This is a genomic window from Pseudomonas sp. yb_2, from assembly GCF_043103905.1.
GTDB classification, from domain to species: domain Bacteria; phylum Pseudomonadota; class Gammaproteobacteria; order Pseudomonadales; family Pseudomonadaceae; genus Aquipseudomonas; species Aquipseudomonas alloputida.
Genome location: NZ_JBICKH010000022.1, coordinates 14,664 through 27,693, shown reverse-complemented (window position 1 = coordinate 27,693; position 13,030 = coordinate 14,664). Strand labels below are relative to the sequence as shown.

Annotated in this window: 14 protein-coding genes; 4 read left to right on the top strand and 10 right to left on the bottom strand. The window is 62.3% G+C overall.

Features of this window, described 5'->3' with window-relative positions:
• Nucleotides 1–510: AlgP family protein (locus ACF8FB_RS04540; RefSeq protein WP_392511068.1), on the bottom strand; the 510-nt coding region annotated here is incomplete at its 3' end.
• A gap of 178 nt (nucleotides 511–688) precedes the next feature.
• Between ACF8FB_RS04540 and ACF8FB_RS04535 the strand changes: the two genes are divergently transcribed.
• Nucleotides 689–1,327, top strand: coding sequence for an FKBP-type peptidyl-prolyl cis-trans isomerase (locus ACF8FB_RS04535; protein ID WP_392511067.1), 639 nt, complete (start codon nucleotides 689–691; stop codon nucleotides 1,325–1,327).
• An 8-nt stretch (nucleotides 1,328–1,335) separates the two neighbouring features.
• On the opposite strand, the gene ACF8FB_RS04530 is transcribed toward ACF8FB_RS04535, so the two are convergent.
• The 7 genes from ACF8FB_RS04530 to ACF8FB_RS04500 all read right to left on the bottom strand — a co-directional run bounded on the left by ACF8FB_RS04530 (nucleotide 1,336) and on the right by ACF8FB_RS04500 (nucleotide 7,715).
• Nucleotides 1,336–1,806 carry an Rsd/AlgQ family anti-sigma factor gene (locus tag ACF8FB_RS04530; protein WP_003255887.1) on the bottom strand — a complete coding sequence of 157 codons (471 nt, stop codon included), beginning with the start codon at nucleotides 1,804–1,806 and terminating at the stop codon, nucleotides 1,336–1,338.
• Nucleotides 1,807–2,037: 231 nt separating this feature from the next.
• Complete coding sequence (locus ACF8FB_RS04525; RefSeq protein ID WP_010951575.1) at nucleotides 2,038–2,544, bottom strand: disulfide bond formation protein B; 507 nt, start codon at nucleotides 2,542–2,544, stop codon at nucleotides 2,038–2,040.
• Nucleotides 2,545–2,766: 222 nt separating this feature from the next.
• A complete protein-coding gene (locus tag ACF8FB_RS04520; RefSeq protein ID WP_010951574.1) occupies nucleotides 2,767–4,005 on the bottom strand; it encodes a heme biosynthesis protein HemY in 1,239 nt (412 codons plus the stop codon).
• Nucleotides 4,002–5,102, bottom strand: a complete 1,101-nt coding sequence (locus ACF8FB_RS04515) for a uroporphyrinogen-III C-methyltransferase (RefSeq protein ID WP_198747267.1) — start codon at nucleotides 5,100–5,102, stop codon at nucleotides 4,002–4,004. The genes ACF8FB_RS04520 and ACF8FB_RS04515 overlap by 4 nt, the downstream gene beginning before the upstream one ends.
• Nucleotides 5,103–5,147: 45 nt before the next feature.
• Nucleotides 5,148–5,915 (bottom strand): uroporphyrinogen-III synthase, encoded by a 768-nt coding sequence (locus tag ACF8FB_RS04510; protein WP_392511066.1) that lies wholly within the window; start codon nucleotides 5,913–5,915, stop codon nucleotides 5,148–5,150.
• On the bottom strand, nucleotides 5,912–6,853 hold the full coding sequence (gene hemC / locus ACF8FB_RS04505; RefSeq protein ID WP_003255895.1) for a hydroxymethylbilane synthase: 942 nt from the start codon (nucleotides 6,851–6,853) through the stop codon (nucleotides 5,912–5,914). Before hemC ends, ACF8FB_RS04510 begins: the two co-directional genes overlap by 4 nt.
• 118 nt (nucleotides 6,854–6,971) lie before the next feature.
• Nucleotides 6,972–7,715 carry a LytTR family DNA-binding domain-containing protein gene (locus ACF8FB_RS04500; RefSeq protein WP_010951571.1) on the bottom strand — a complete coding sequence of 248 codons (744 nt, stop codon included), beginning with the start codon at nucleotides 7,713–7,715 and terminating at the stop codon, nucleotides 6,972–6,974.
• Between the two features lie 297 nt (nucleotides 7,716–8,012).
• Here ACF8FB_RS04500 and argH point away from each other — a divergent pair, with 297 nt between their 5' ends.
• Entirely contained in the window at nucleotides 8,013–9,407 is a 1,395-nt protein-coding gene (argH, locus tag ACF8FB_RS04495) for an argininosuccinate lyase (RefSeq protein WP_049588037.1), read from the top strand.
• Between the two features lie 124 nt (nucleotides 9,408–9,531).
• Here the strand turns inward: argH and ACF8FB_RS04490 are convergent, their stop codons facing one another.
• Nucleotides 9,532–10,194, bottom strand: coding sequence for a glutathione S-transferase (locus ACF8FB_RS04490; protein ID WP_179052529.1), 663 nt, complete (start codon nucleotides 10,192–10,194; stop codon nucleotides 9,532–9,534).
• Between the two features lie 148 nt (nucleotides 10,195–10,342).
• Here ACF8FB_RS04490 and ACF8FB_RS04485 point away from each other — a divergent pair, with 148 nt between their 5' ends.
• Both ACF8FB_RS04485 and ACF8FB_RS04480 read left to right on the top strand, forming a co-directional pair.
• A complete protein-coding gene (locus tag ACF8FB_RS04485; RefSeq protein ID WP_010951568.1) occupies nucleotides 10,343–10,645 on the top strand; it encodes a hypothetical protein in 303 nt (100 codons plus the stop codon).
• 69 nt (nucleotides 10,646–10,714) lie between these two features.
• Nucleotides 10,715–10,960, top strand: a complete 246-nt coding sequence (locus tag ACF8FB_RS04480; RefSeq protein WP_003255900.1) for a TIGR02647 family protein — start codon at nucleotides 10,715–10,717, stop codon at nucleotides 10,958–10,960.
• A 62-nt stretch (nucleotides 10,961–11,022) separates the two neighbouring features.
• Here ACF8FB_RS04480 and ACF8FB_RS04475 read toward each other — a convergent pair whose 3' ends face one another.
• A complete protein-coding gene (locus ACF8FB_RS04475; RefSeq protein WP_392511065.1) occupies nucleotides 11,023–12,966 on the bottom strand; it encodes an FTR1 family protein in 1,944 nt (647 codons plus the stop codon).
• Between the last annotated feature and the right edge of the window lie 64 nt (nucleotides 12,967–13,030).

The window sequence follows — 13,030 nt, the reverse complement described above, 5'->3', positions numbered from 1 at the left end:
GGTCGTCTTGGCAGCTGGTTTGGCCGCAGGCTTGGCGGCAGCGGTCGCCCTGGCAGCTGGTTTGGCCGCAGGCTTGGCAGCAGCGGTTGCCTTGGCTGCCGGTTTGGCCGCACGTTGATCAAGGGCCTTGCCTGCAGCTTCGCGTACTTTACCTACACCCTGAGCCAGCTTGAGGCTGTCCTGAGCATCGCGTTTGAGTTGCTGAATGTAAGAGCGCGTCTGGGTTTGACGTTCCTTGAGAGACTCGAGCAGTTCTTCAAGTTCACCGATGGCTTTTTGCGCCTTGCTTTGCGCCTTGGCTTTACCTGCCTTGGCCGCGTCTTGCAGTTTCAGGCGACCGTTGTGCAGTTTTTCCTGCGCCTTGCCACGCTGCTTTTCCAACTTCGCCAGCAGTTTTTCCGCATCAGCCAGCGCTTGCGAGCAGGCCTCTTCCAAGTGTTCGAGCAAGCTGCCCGAAAGTTGCTGGAGCAGGTGTAACGGCGTACTTACTGGCTTCTTTTTGGCCGACATGGTTTACCTCCTGGCTGACGAGATTGCGGCTCATACTATGCTTCTGCTGCTACCGCCGCTAGGGCATGTTGACCGTAATGTTTACGCCGCGTTGCATGCCTGGGCAAAGTTGTTATCTTGCAGCTGCGTGAAAGTGTAGTTGCTGAATTAATCATTGCTGGTATTTGGGAGTCAGGCGTTGCCTCGATATCTTGTTTTGGGTTTATGCCTGATGGCACCCCTCGCCTTGGCCGACAACGACGACCACGATTTGGCCTACAGCCTGGGTGCCAGCCTGGGTGAACGCCTGCGCCAGGAGATGCCAGGCTTGCAGCTGGATGCACTGGTCGAAGGCCTGAAGCAGTCCTATCAGGGGCAACCCCTGAAACTCGACAAGGCACGCATGCAGGCAGTGCTGCAGCAGCATGAAGCCCAGGAAGGTGACGCCGCTGCGCAAAAGCTGCAGGCCGCCGAAACGCGTTTCATGGCTAATGAACGTGGGCGTTATGGGGTGCACGAACTAACGGAAGGTGTGCTGTACAGCGAATTGCAGGCAGGCACGGGTGCACAGCCAAAAGCGGGCGGCAAAGTGCAAGTGCGCTATGTGGGCAGATTGCCGGACGGCTCAATATTCGACCAGAACCAGACCTCCCAATGGTTCAACCTGGATTCGGTTATCGAAGGCTGGCAGGTCGCCTTGCCGAAAATGCACACCGGCGCCAAATGGCGCCTGGTAATTCCTTCAGCGCAAGCCTATGGCGCCGAGGGGGCGGGAGACCTGATTGCACCCTACACCCCCTTGGTATTCGAGATCGAACTGCTGGCGGTTGGCGACTGACGCCAACCTCAGGCCTGCACTGCACCCTCTTCCTTGTGTGCGTTGTGCAGCACTTCGATCAGGCAGTCTTCAAGCTCGAAGCGCTCATGCAACAACCCGCCCAATTTGGCCAGCTTCTCGGCAAAGCGTTCGGTGTCCTTGCACTCCCCCTTGGTGCAATGGTCATTGAAGGCCAGTGCGATCTGAGTACTGTCGTTGATCCGTGGGTTGATCTCTTCGGCCAGTTTCAGCGCCTTCTTGTCTCCGAACGCCTTGGCCTCGCTGACCAGTTGCTCGCAGACTTCGAAGTGCCACGCCGAAACGTAGTCGACCAGAAGGGCGCAAAAGTCCCCGTTGGTGTCCTTGTCGGCGAAGGCTGGCCTCACATCGCGCAGGGCGCGAAAAGCCTGCACCAGTTCCTGGCGCTCCTCCAGCCAACGGTCGATCAGCTTGTGAACCCCACCCCAGCGTTCCTGGGCGTTCTGACAACTATCGAGCATGGCGATCTCTTCCCTTCTGGGTAGATGCCGCTGCACCTCGCACCACGACCGCGCAGCACAAAGGTGACATCAGCAGGACGGCATCGAGCAGTTGTTTTTCCGGTATGCGTGCTGGGAGATTATTCCCGCGCGTGCTGCCCTTCAAGGTACGCAGCACACAAAGTTCATACAAGTGTTTAATACCCTGTTACATCACCATTGGTCGCGCTAATGGCACAACCTTGCGCCAGGTCATGTTCTTGCCAAGGTGCGGAAACGATACGCCAGCAGGCAACTCAAGGGCAGCACCGCCAGCAGCAGGAAGGCCAACAGGCTCCATTCCGGCAGTGTCAGATCGAGAAAACTCCAGGCAAGCGAACGGCAATCCGGGCCACCCAGCAGCAGTTGCCGTGCCGCCTCACTCCAGGATTGCTCGAACACTCGCCCGATCGGCACCGGACATACCTCATTGACCCCCTCAGCCCCCTGCAACCAGACATGCCGTGCTGCCAGCAAAGCGCCGGCCAGCGAGCAGCCCAGCGCCAGCCGAGCATAACGAAGGATGCCCCGCGTGCCCGGCGCCTGCAGCACGGCTGCGAAACACAGGAGCGCGTACCCGCCAAGCAGCAACCGTTGGCTGAGGCACAATGGGCACGGCATCAGCCCCACTGTGTTTTCCAGACGGAAAGACGCAACCAGTACTGCCAGTGCGACCAGGCAGGCAGGAAGAAAAAAGGTGCGCAAACGGGCCGGCAGCATGGGCGGTGAAGGTCCCGGGGAAAAAGTAGTGGCTTGAAACGGTAGAGGAAAGACACGCTTTGTTTCAAGGCACGACAGCAACGACAAGTCACTGAATCGCGTAGGAAATTTCCAGATATGCCGTAGGAGGCGACGGAAGAAATGGACTTCAGATCAAACTGACAGCGAAAGATAAATTACCTGCCCCCAAAGCCCGCACCTTTGCGCGGGCCTTGGGGTAGGTCAGGCGCGCACGCCTTCTGGCAAAGGCAGCGCCAGCAGGCGCTCGTCCAGCAGGCCAAGGCCCTCCTGGAACAGCTGGTTGCTGCGCTCGGTCTCGCCCAGCCCCGCGAGCAGGCGGGCCAGCTCAGCACAGGCCTCGGGGTTGCGCTCCATGCGCAGGCTGCTTTCCAGGTAGTCACGCGCCTTGCCCCACAAGCGGTTTTGCAGGCTCAGACGGCCCAGGGTCAGCAGCAGGCTGGCATCTTGCGGGTGAGCCTTGAGCCAACCTTCAGCGGTTTGCAGCTGACGCGCCGGGTCATCACCACGCACCAGGCCGTAAAGGCGGGCCAGGTGGCTTTCGTAGTCGCGCTTGAGGGCCGTGCGCAGTACTTGTTCGGCCTCGTTCTGGGCACCTACCTGGCGCAGTTGCTCGGCGTACGCCAGCACCAGTTGTGGCTCCTGGCGCTGGGCTGCGGTCAGCTGCTGCCAGGCGCGCTCCAAGGATTGACGTGCACTGAGCGCATCTTCGCCACGGGTGGTCGCCAGGCTCAGATTCTGGCCCCAGGCGCGTTGTTCCAGAGCAGCCAGCTCGGCGGGCGGCAGCACCTTGCCCTTGCGCAGGTCGGGCAGCAGGCGGATCAGTGCAGACCAGTCGCCGCGCTCCACGTACAGGCGTTGCAGCAAGCGCAGCACCTGGCCGTTGTGCGGGTGGCGTTCCTGCATGGCCAGCAGGGTTTCCAGGGCCCCATCGTTTTCGCCACGGTCCATTTGCAACTGGGCATGGGTCAGGGCAATGGCCAGCTCCGCTTGCGGCTGGCGCTCCAGGGCACGCTCCAGCAGGTTGTCGCTGTCTTCGGTACGGCCTTGCTCGTTGGCAGCACGCGCGGCACCAAGGTAGTACAGCAACGGTTGGCGCTCCGCCTCGGCGGCACGGTGCAAGTGCCGTTGGGCACTGGCCCAGCGGCCTTCGGCAAGATCGAGCTGGCCCTGTTCGATCGCCAGGCGGATACGTCGGCTGCGGTTACGCCGTGACCACGGGTTGACCACACCACTGGAAGTCAGCACCAGGCCGACCAGATAGCGCAGCAACCACAGCAGCAGGACGACCGCCAAAATACCCGCCAAGGCTGCCCACAGCCCCGACTGATAACGGAAGCCACCATAGGAAATCAGTACATAGCCGCTGTGCTTGGCAACCGCGATGCCCAGTGCCGCAGCAACCACGATCGCAAGCACGGCCAACAGGTAGACACGCTTCATGGCTTGCCCCCTTCAGCCTCGGCCGGCAGGTGACGGCGCTGAATATAGGCCTGCACTGCCGCCAGGCTTTCACTAAGGTCAGGGGTAACCACCGACACCGGCTGATCGGCCAAGGCATTGAGGCTGTCGAGCATGGCCTTGCTTTGCGGGTTGTCTGCATTGAAGTTGGCCAGCAGTACGCTGCGGGCGTCGTCCAGCGCCTGCGTGTAAACCTTGGCATCACCATTGAGCGCCGCCCACTGGGCCTGCTCGATAGTCAGGCTCAGGGCCAGGCGCAGCTGGTTCAGTTGCTGCCCGGCCAGCAACGGACGCACGTTTTCATCGGCATTGAAGTCGATCTGGAAGTACTTGGATATTTCTGCCCACCACTGCGACAGCCTGCTGGCACCATCACCGTCGGCGGTCAGGGCGCCAAGCGCATCGGCGTTACTGTCGAACTCGGGGGACTGGGCGCTCAGCTGCTGTACCAGCTCACGCTGCGCAGCCAGTTTCAAGAACAGGCCAGTACGGTCCGGTTGCTGAGTGCTGTTGAGCGTGGCCAGGCTGCGGGCCAGTTGCTCGCGGGCGGCGAAGGCACCCGGGTCGCTCTGCTCGCGCAGGATCTCGTCGGCGCCTTCGACCAGGGCTTTGGCACTGGTGATGTCCTGCAACGCCGAAAGGCGCAGGGTAGCCAGCCGCAGGAGGTGCTCGGCTTCGGCCAGGCGCCACTCTTTGCGGCTTTCTCCCAGCACGGTTTCCAGGCGCTGGCTGAGACGCTGCTGGTCGCCCTGCAACTGGGCTACCAAACGCCGGCGGTCTTCTAGCTCGCTGGCGGCTGGCAGACTGGCCAGTTGCGCACTGATCTGCTGTTCACGTTGCTGCAGCGCCTCGGCGCGCTGGCTCAGCGCCTCGATGTGCTGGCCCTGGTTGAACTCACTGCCCTGCAGTTGACGCACCTGCCAGACACCCCAGCCACCTACCGCCACCCCGGCCGCACCAAGCAGCAAGGCCAGCGCTGCCAGGCCACTGCCGGAGCGCTTGGCAGGTGGGGTGGTAACGGGTTCCGCAGGCGCCTGCGCCGACGGTTTATCGTTATTGGACAAGACAGTCTCGCTCACGTATCCATCCTTTGCATGGGGGCGCACCGCATTCAGCTTAGCGCCTTAAGAGGCAGGTGCAGCGCTACGCTGCACGGCTGCCAGCAAGGCCGTGGCACTGGCGCCACGGCAATCCACAACCTGTTGGGCCCCTGCGGCCTTGGCCTGCTCGGCGACCCGCGGGCTGGGCACGAACAGCGGCAACTGGGCCAACCGCTGCCAATCGGCACCGGCCATCTGCTGCAAATGTTCAAAACCCTGCCCACTGCTGACCACCAGGCCATTGAGGCGTTCCGCTTCAATGCGGCGCATCAGCGTACCCGCCGGGTAGGCCGGCAGGCAGCGACGATACAGTTCCAGATATTCGACACTAGCACCTTGCTCTGCAAGACGCTCTGCCAGCAGTTCGCGACCTCCGACGCCGCGAACGATCAAGACACGCGGTGCCGGCTCGGTAAGTGCCTGGCGCAGGGCCGGCAGTGCCAGCAAGGCTTCGCTGTCATCGCCACGCGGCGGAAAGCAAACCTTCAGCCCAGCACCCTGCAGCACACCAGCGGTTGCCTCACCCACGGTGAACCAGCCTCGCTGCGGTGGCCGGATGCTGGTCTCGGCCAGATGCTCAAGCAACAGCCGGGCGGCCGGCTTGCTGACCACAATGATCGCCTGGAAGTCATGCAAGCCTTCCAGCGACAGCCGCTGTGGGGCTTGCACGGTAATGGGTTCAATCTCCAGCAGGGGCAGGCAACTGCTGCCCACTCCCGCTGCCGCCAGGCTTTGCGCCAGCGCCGCGCAGTCCTCGGCAGGCCGGGTCAGCAACAGGCGCCATTGGCTCACGGGTGACCGGCCTCGCCGTAGACTTCCTTCAGAATGGCCTCGGCGCCCTGCCCCAGCAGGTCTTCGGCCACCTGTACGCCCAGGGCCTCGGCAGCGGCACGGGGTGCACGGGCATCGGCCACCAGCAAGGTCCCGCCGCTAGGCTGGCCCACCAGGCCACGCAGCCACAACTGATCACCTTCAAGAACCGCGTAGCAGGCGATCGGCACTTGGCAGCCACCATTCAGGCGTTTGTTCAGCGCGCGCTCGGCGATCACCCGGTCAGCGGTGTCGACATGGTGCAGTGGCGCCAGCAGTGCATGAATCTCAACGTCGGCACTGCGGCACTCGATGCCCACCGCACCCTGACCACCTGCCGGCAGGCTGTCATCGACGCTGATGGTGGAGGTGATGCGGTCTTCGAAGCCCAGACGGATCAGGCCCGCGGCGGCGAGGATGATGGCGTCGTACTCGCCGGCATCCAGTTTCGCCAGGCGGGTGTTGACGTTGCCGCGCAGAAAACGGATTTGCAGGTCCGGGCGGCGAGCCAGTAACTGGGCCTGACGGCGCAGGCTTGAGGTACCGACGATACTGCCGGCGGGCAGCGCTTCGAGGCTGTCAAAGGTATTGGAAACGAAGGCATCACGCGGGTCTTCACGCTCGCAGATGCAGTAGAGGCCCAGGCCCTCTGGGAAGTCCATGGGCACGTCTTTCATCGAGTGCACGGCGATGTCGGCTTCGTTGTCCAGCAGCGCGGTTTCCAGTTCCTTGACGAACAGCCCCTTACCGCCGATTTTTGCCAGCGGCGCGTCGAGCAACTTGTCACCGCGACTGACCATGGGTACCAGGGTCACCTGCAGACCGGTGTGGGCCTGCTCGAGGCGGGCCTTGACGTATTCGGCCTGCCACAGGGCCAAAGCACTTTTACGGGTGGCAATGCGGATTTCGCGAGTGGACATGAAACGCCCCGATCCAGAGAAATACCGTCGATCATAACAGCATCGCCGGTATCGCTTGCAGATACGGATCAACAGGTCATACGCAGTCAGGTACAGGTGCGGGCCGAGTCCAAGGGCCTCAGAGGGTCTGCATCATCTTGCGCACACCGGCCACATGGCGACGGCTGACGGTCAAGGCATCGCCGTCCAGGCCTTTCAGATACAGCTGAAAGTGACCCAGTGGGGTGCGCTGCAAGCGTTCGATGCGCTCGCGGGCGACCAACGCATTGCGATGGATGCGCACGAAGCGTTCGCCAAATTCGTCTTCCAGGGCTTTGAGTGGCTCGTCAAGCAGCACTTCACCGGCTTCGTGACGCAAGGTCACATACTTGTGGTCGGCAATGAAATAGATCACCTGGGGTAACGGGATCAGTTCGATGCCTTTGCGCGTGCGGGCGCTGATATGGCTGCGTGGGCCGCCGCCTTCATTGGCCGGCCGGGTAAGCGCCGCCAATTGGGCGCGGTTGGGTTTTTCGGCCTTGCGCAAGGCATCGCGCAAGGCGTGGGCCTGGAAGGGCTTGGTCACATGGCTGAGGGTACTGTCCTTGAATGCCTCTGCACCGTATTCATCATCCCCGGAGCAAAACACCACCGCGGGCGGCGCCTCGCGTTCGCACAGGCGAGCGGCAACCTGCAGGCCATCCAGGCCTGGCATGCCGATGTCCAGCAGGACCACATCGGGCTTGAGGCTTTCAATCAGCGCCAAGGCCTCATCGCCGTTGGTGGCGCTGGGCTCCAGCACAGTGTAACCCTCCAGTTCGCCGAGCAGCCGGGTGAGGCGTTCACGGCCTTGGGGTTCGTCATCAACGATCAGGACATTCATAATTGCGCTGGATTCCTGAATGAGTCTCGCACAGGTATAGCGTAGACAGGTGTGGTTCGAGCGACACTGCGGTCACGCTCTAGACCGGTGCGATGGCCAAAGATTCACTCGGCCCGGCAGATTCACTGCCAGTCCTTTGTCCAACTGTAGACGGTCCGTGGAACACTGCCGTTCATTCCTTGAAATCCTTCTCTGCGATTTTCCGGGCATTTCTCTCGACCGGCGCCCTGCGGCAGCCAGCCCAACCCTGCTATCATCGACGCCACTTTTTCGTTCACGCCTGCAATGAGTGAATCCATGAGCACCGAGAAGACCAATCAGTCCTGGGGCGGCCGCTTCAGTGAGCCCGTCGACGCCTTCGTCGCCCGTTTCACCGCCTCGGTAGATTTCGACAAGCGCCTGTACCGTCACGACATCATGGGTTCGATTGCCCATGCCACCATGCTGGCGCAGGTCGGCGTGCTCAGTGATGCCGAGCGCGACACCATCATCGATGGCCTGAAAACCATCCAGGGCGAGATTGAAGCCGGCAACTTCGACTGGCGTGTCGACCTCGAAGACGTGCACATGAACATCGAAGCACGCCTGACCGACCGCATCGGCATCACCGGCAAGAAGCTGCATACCGGGCGTAGCCGCAACGACCAGGTGGCCACCGACATCCGCCTTTGGCTGCGCGACGAAATCGACCTGATCCTGGGCGAAATCACCCGCCTGCAGCAGGGCCTGCTGGAGCAGGCAGAGCGTGAAGCCGAAACCATCATGCCTGGTTTCACCCACCTGCAGACGGCGCAGCCGGTCACCTTTGGCCACCACCTGCTGGCGTGGTTCGAAATGCTCAGCCGCGACTATGAGCGCCTGGTCGACTGCCGCAAGCGCACCAACCGCATGCCACTGGGCAGCGCCGCGCTGGCCGGCACCACCTACCCGATCGACCGTGAACTGACCTGCAAGCTGCTGGGCTTTGAAGCCGTGGCCGGCAACTCGCTGGATGGCGTGTCGGACCGTGATTTCGCCATCGAATTCTGCGCCGCTGCCAGCGTGGCGATGATGCACCTTTCGCGCTTCTCCGAAGAGCTGGTGCTGTGGACCAGCGCGCAGTTCCAGTTCATCGACCTTCCGGACCGCTTCTGCACTGGCAGCTCGATCATGCCGCAGAAAAAGAACCCGGACGTGCCAGAGCTGGTACGTGGCAAGAGCGGCCGCGTGTTCGGCGCCCTGACCGGCCTGCTGACCCTGATGAAAGGCCAACCGCTGGCCTACAACAAGGACAACCAGGAAGACAAGGAACCGCTGTTCGACGCCGCCGATACCCTGCGCGACTCGCTGCGGGCCTTCGCTGACATGATCCCGGCGATCAAGCCCAAGCACGCCATCATGCGTGAAGCGGCCCTGCGCGGTTTCTCCACCGCTACCGACCTGGCTGACTATCTGGTTCGCCGTGGCCTGCCGTTCCGTGACTGCCACGAGATCGTTGGCCACGCGGTGAAGTATGGTGTGGACACTGGCAAGGACCTGGCCGAGATGAGCCTGGACGAACTGCGCCAATTCAGCGACCAGATCGAGCAGGACGTGTTTGCCGTGCTGACGCTGGAAGGCTCGGTGAATGCGCGTGACCACATTGGTGGTACGGCGCCGGCGCAGGTGCGTGCTGCCGTCGTTCGTGGCAAGGCCCTGTTGGCGTCTCGCTAATCCCCCAAGGCGAGGGCTTCGCCCTCGTTCGCGGGCACGCCCGCTCCCACAGGTAATGCACAAGTTTCAAAAACGGTGCAGACCTGTGGGAGCGGGCATGCCCGCGAAGGGCTCAACACCAGACTCAGCGCTTGCCGCTGCGGATCATCTCCATGAAGGCCGGCATCGACGCTTCCTTGTCCGCCAAGATCCGCGGCATGTGCGGGTTCTCCCCCATCAGTTGCAGCAACGCCTTGGCCTGCGGGAAGTCCGCCAGGAAGTCGATGTTCAGCACCTTCTTGCCCACCGCGTTGGCCAGGTCGACCGAGAAGCAGAACATCAGGTCTGCCAGTGTCAGTTGCTCGCCCGCAACATAAGGTGCAAAGCGCCCGTTGCGCTTGAGCGTGGCAAACCCGGCCAGCAGGTCAGCACGCGCTTTCTCTTTGATCAGCGGTTCGACCGACATGCCAAAGAAGGACTCGGCGTAGCAGGTACGCGCAGGCAGCTCGATGTACAACTCGATTTCCTTGAGCAGCTCCCGCACCTTGGCTTGGCCGAACGGGTCGGCTGGCAGCAGTGCCTTGCCGCCCTGGGTCTGCTCGATATAGTCGAGGATCACACTGGTTTCGCTGAGGAAGCCATGCTCGGTTTCAAGCACCGGCACCTTGCCCCGTGGGCTCACTTCCAGCGCCTGTGGCGCCTGGCCGCCATAGAAGGTGACTTCCTCGAAAGGCAGGCCTTTTTCGAGCAGGGCCAGCTTGACCATGTTGTAGTAGTTGCTGACCGAGAATCCATAAAGCTTGAGCATGACGAAACAGCCTCCAGGCCGTAAGGGGTTGGCGTGGCCTTTATAGACTGAACACCTGCCACTGACCAGCGTCATGCACCCCGTCAATGCCCGGGCATTGCCGCCATAGCCATGGCACACTGTTGCATCCCATCCTAGGAGTACCGCGATGAGCGAGCCCACCGACATCGACAATGACGACGACGAAGCCTTCGCCGAGGCAACGCTGACCCAAGCCATCGAAAACCAGATCGAAAGCGGCGAGCCGCCTGCGGCCAAGGCCACGTTCAACAAGCTGACGCTGGTCGGCTATGAGCGTGAAGACATTCTGAACCTGATGGCCCATGTGCTGGCCTTCGAAATCGACAACATGCTGGTAGAGGACCGTGCGTTCAACGGTGAGTGGTATGAGAACGCTCTGCGGGCACTGCCGGAGCTGCCGCCTGAGATGGATCAAGGCGACGACGAATAACCCGGCTACACTCGAAGATCAGGCACCGTAGAATGTGCCGCAATCCTTGTCTGGAAGTCAGGAGTCGCCATGCCTTTTACCCCCGATTTGATCGACGAAATGGAAGTACTCGCGCTGTTCAAACACGACAGCAGCCAGGAAGGCATCAAGATAACCAGCACCGCATCCCCTGCCCTGATCGCGGCTGCGCAACGCCTGCATGAGAAGGGGCTGACCGATCAGCCGGATGGCGGCTACCTGACCAGCCTGGGTCATGACGCCGTTGAAAGTGTCCAATTGCTACAGAACATTCTCAAGGCGCCACAGCCGGCCTGAACATCAGGCTTGCGCAAGATCTGAGACCTTGCGCGGTCCCTGTGGGACCGCGCAGGCTCCAGTCAGTTGGCCGCAGCACTGCGCTTTTCGGCCAGCCACGAGCGGCCGTAAAGGAACACGATGGCCAGCAAGGCCACCGCTTGCGCCGACAGCGAGTAGGCATCGGCATGAATCCCCAGCCAGTCGAACTCAAAGAACGCCACTGGCCGTGTGCCCAGCACACCGGCCTCTTGCAACGCCTTCACGCCATGCCCGGCGAATACTACCGACAGCGCGCACAGCAGTGCGGCGTTGATGCTGAAGAACAGCGATAGTGGCAACTTGGCCGAGCCCCGCAGAATCACCCAGGCCAGGCCCACCAGCAGCAACAATGCCGTCGCGCCACCCGCCAGCACCGCCTGATGCCCGGCAGGGCCTGCCTGCAGCCACAGGGTCTCGTAGAACAGGATCACTTCGAACAATTCGCGGTATACCGAGAAGAATGCCAGCACAGCAAAGCCGAAACGCCCGCCACCGCTGACCAGGCTGCTCTTGACGTAGTCCTTCCAGGCGGCAGCGTGACGGCGGTCATGCATCCACACGCCAAGCCACAGCACCATTACCGCGGCGAACAACGCCGTGCAGCCTTCCAGCAGCTCGCGCTGAGCGCCCCCCACATCGATCACATAGGCCGCCAGCGCCCAGGTGGCGAAGCCGGCAACCAGCGCCAGGCCCCAGCCGATGTTGACGCTGCGCACTGCCGACTGCTGCCCGGTATTGCGCAGGAAGGCCAGGATCGCCGCCAGCACCAGAATCGCCTCGAGGCCTTCACGCAGCAGGATCAGCAAACCGGAGATATAGCTCAGCGTCCAGCTCAGGCCATCGCTGCCCAGCAGCTTGGCCGCCTGCTCGAGCTTGGTTTTGGCGTCGGCCAGACGCTGTTCGGCCTGCTCCACGGGCAGGCCGTCCTGCAGGGACTGACGGTAGGCCATCAGCGATTTTTCGGTGTCCTTGCGCGCCTGGGTATCGATGTTGTCCAGCGAGCTTTCCACCAGCTCGAAACCCTCCAGGTAGGCCGCCACCGACAGGTCATAGGCCTGATCGTGGTCGCCTGCGCGGTAGGCCGCCAGGCTCTTGTCCAGTGTGCTGGCAGTGTATTCGAGCAATTGCGCCGGCCCGCGCTTTACCTGCGGCGGCTGGGCACGCTGGGCGCGGAATGCCTCGACGGCCGCAGTGCCTTCGTTGACGGCGACTTCGGCCGGGGTTTGGCGAGCCAGGTCGGCGAGGTTCCAGGTCTTGTCACCTTTGCCCGCTTCCGGCTTGGCGGTGAAGCTGGCGATATACGCGGCCACATCCCAGCGTTGGCGGTCGTCCAGCTGGTCGGCAAACGACGGCATTTCGGTGCCGTCTATACCCAGGGCCAGGGTGTTATAGAGGTCGAACAGGCTTAACTGGTCCAGGCGCGAGACATCGCGCAGGTTGGCGGGTGCAGGCTCCAGGCCCACGCCAGCCGGGCCATCGCCGGCGCCGGTGTCGCCGTGGCAGATCGAGCAGTTCTGTGCGTACAGCGCAGCGCCGCGGGCGGGGTCCGGGGTAATCACCGGGGCCTGGCTGATCTCGTAGGCCACCGCCAGTCGCGCACCCAGCTGCCGGGCCTGTTTGGCGACCGCAGTACCTTCCTGACGCTGGTCGATGGCCTGGCGCAGCGCCTGGACGCCCTGTTCCAAAGCCGCTTGTTCAGTATTTGCGGGCAGGCCTTTGACCAGGTCAGCCAATACCGCACTGAACTCCTGTTGCTCGCGGTATTCGCCCTCGTCGATCACCTTGCCGTCCTGCACGGTCGGCGGGTAGTCGGCACCAATGTAGTCCAGCAAGTGCTGGGCTTTGGCAGCCTCGGCGGGGGACTCGGCCAGCGCCAAGGTGCTGCACAGCGCCAGCACCGGGCCGAGCAATGCAGCCGGCAGCCAGGCAAGCAGACGGGAACGGGTTTTCATGGCCAGTCTCGGAGGAAATGCGAAAGAGAACATTGTTCACTTCCACTTTGCTTCACTCAAGGGTGCTGGGCAGATTTCATGAAAAATCTTGCTACAA

What these genes read in the sequence shown, in the direction of transcription:
- ACF8FB_RS04530 (WP_003255887.1), bottom strand. Translation starts at nt 1,806, where the DNA reads ATGCTCGATAGTTGTCAGAACGCCCAGGAACGCTGGGGTGGGGTTCAC.
- ACF8FB_RS04525 (WP_010951575.1), bottom strand. Translation starts at nt 2,544, where the DNA reads ATGCTGCCGGCCCGTTTGCGCACCTTTTTTCTTCCTGCCTGCCTGGTC.
- ACF8FB_RS04520 (WP_010951574.1), bottom strand. Translation starts at nt 4,005, where the DNA reads ATGAAGCGTGTCTACCTGTTGGCCGTGCTTGCGATCGTGGTTGCTGCG.
- hemC (WP_003255895.1), bottom strand. Translation starts at nt 6,853, where the DNA reads ATGTCCACTCGCGAAATCCGCATTGCCACCCGTAAAAGTGCTTTGGCC.
- ACF8FB_RS04500 (WP_010951571.1), bottom strand. Translation starts at nt 7,715, where the DNA reads ATGAATGTCCTGATCGTTGATGACGAACCCCAAGGCCGTGAACGCCTC.
- argH (WP_049588037.1), top strand. Translation starts at nt 8,013, where the DNA reads ATGAGCACCGAGAAGACCAATCAGTCCTGGGGCGGCCGCTTCAGTGAG.
- ACF8FB_RS04490 (WP_179052529.1), bottom strand. Translation starts at nt 10,194, where the DNA reads ATGCTCAAGCTTTATGGATTCTCGGTCAGCAACTACTACAACATGGTC.
- ACF8FB_RS04485 (WP_010951568.1), top strand. Translation starts at nt 10,343, where the DNA reads ATGAGCGAGCCCACCGACATCGACAATGACGACGACGAAGCCTTCGCC.
- ACF8FB_RS04480 (WP_003255900.1), top strand. Translation starts at nt 10,715, where the DNA reads ATGCCTTTTACCCCCGATTTGATCGACGAAATGGAAGTACTCGCGCTG.
- ACF8FB_RS04475 (WP_392511065.1), bottom strand. Translation starts at nt 12,966, where the DNA reads ATGTTCTCTTTCGCATTTCCTCCGAGACTGGCCATGAAAACCCGTTCC.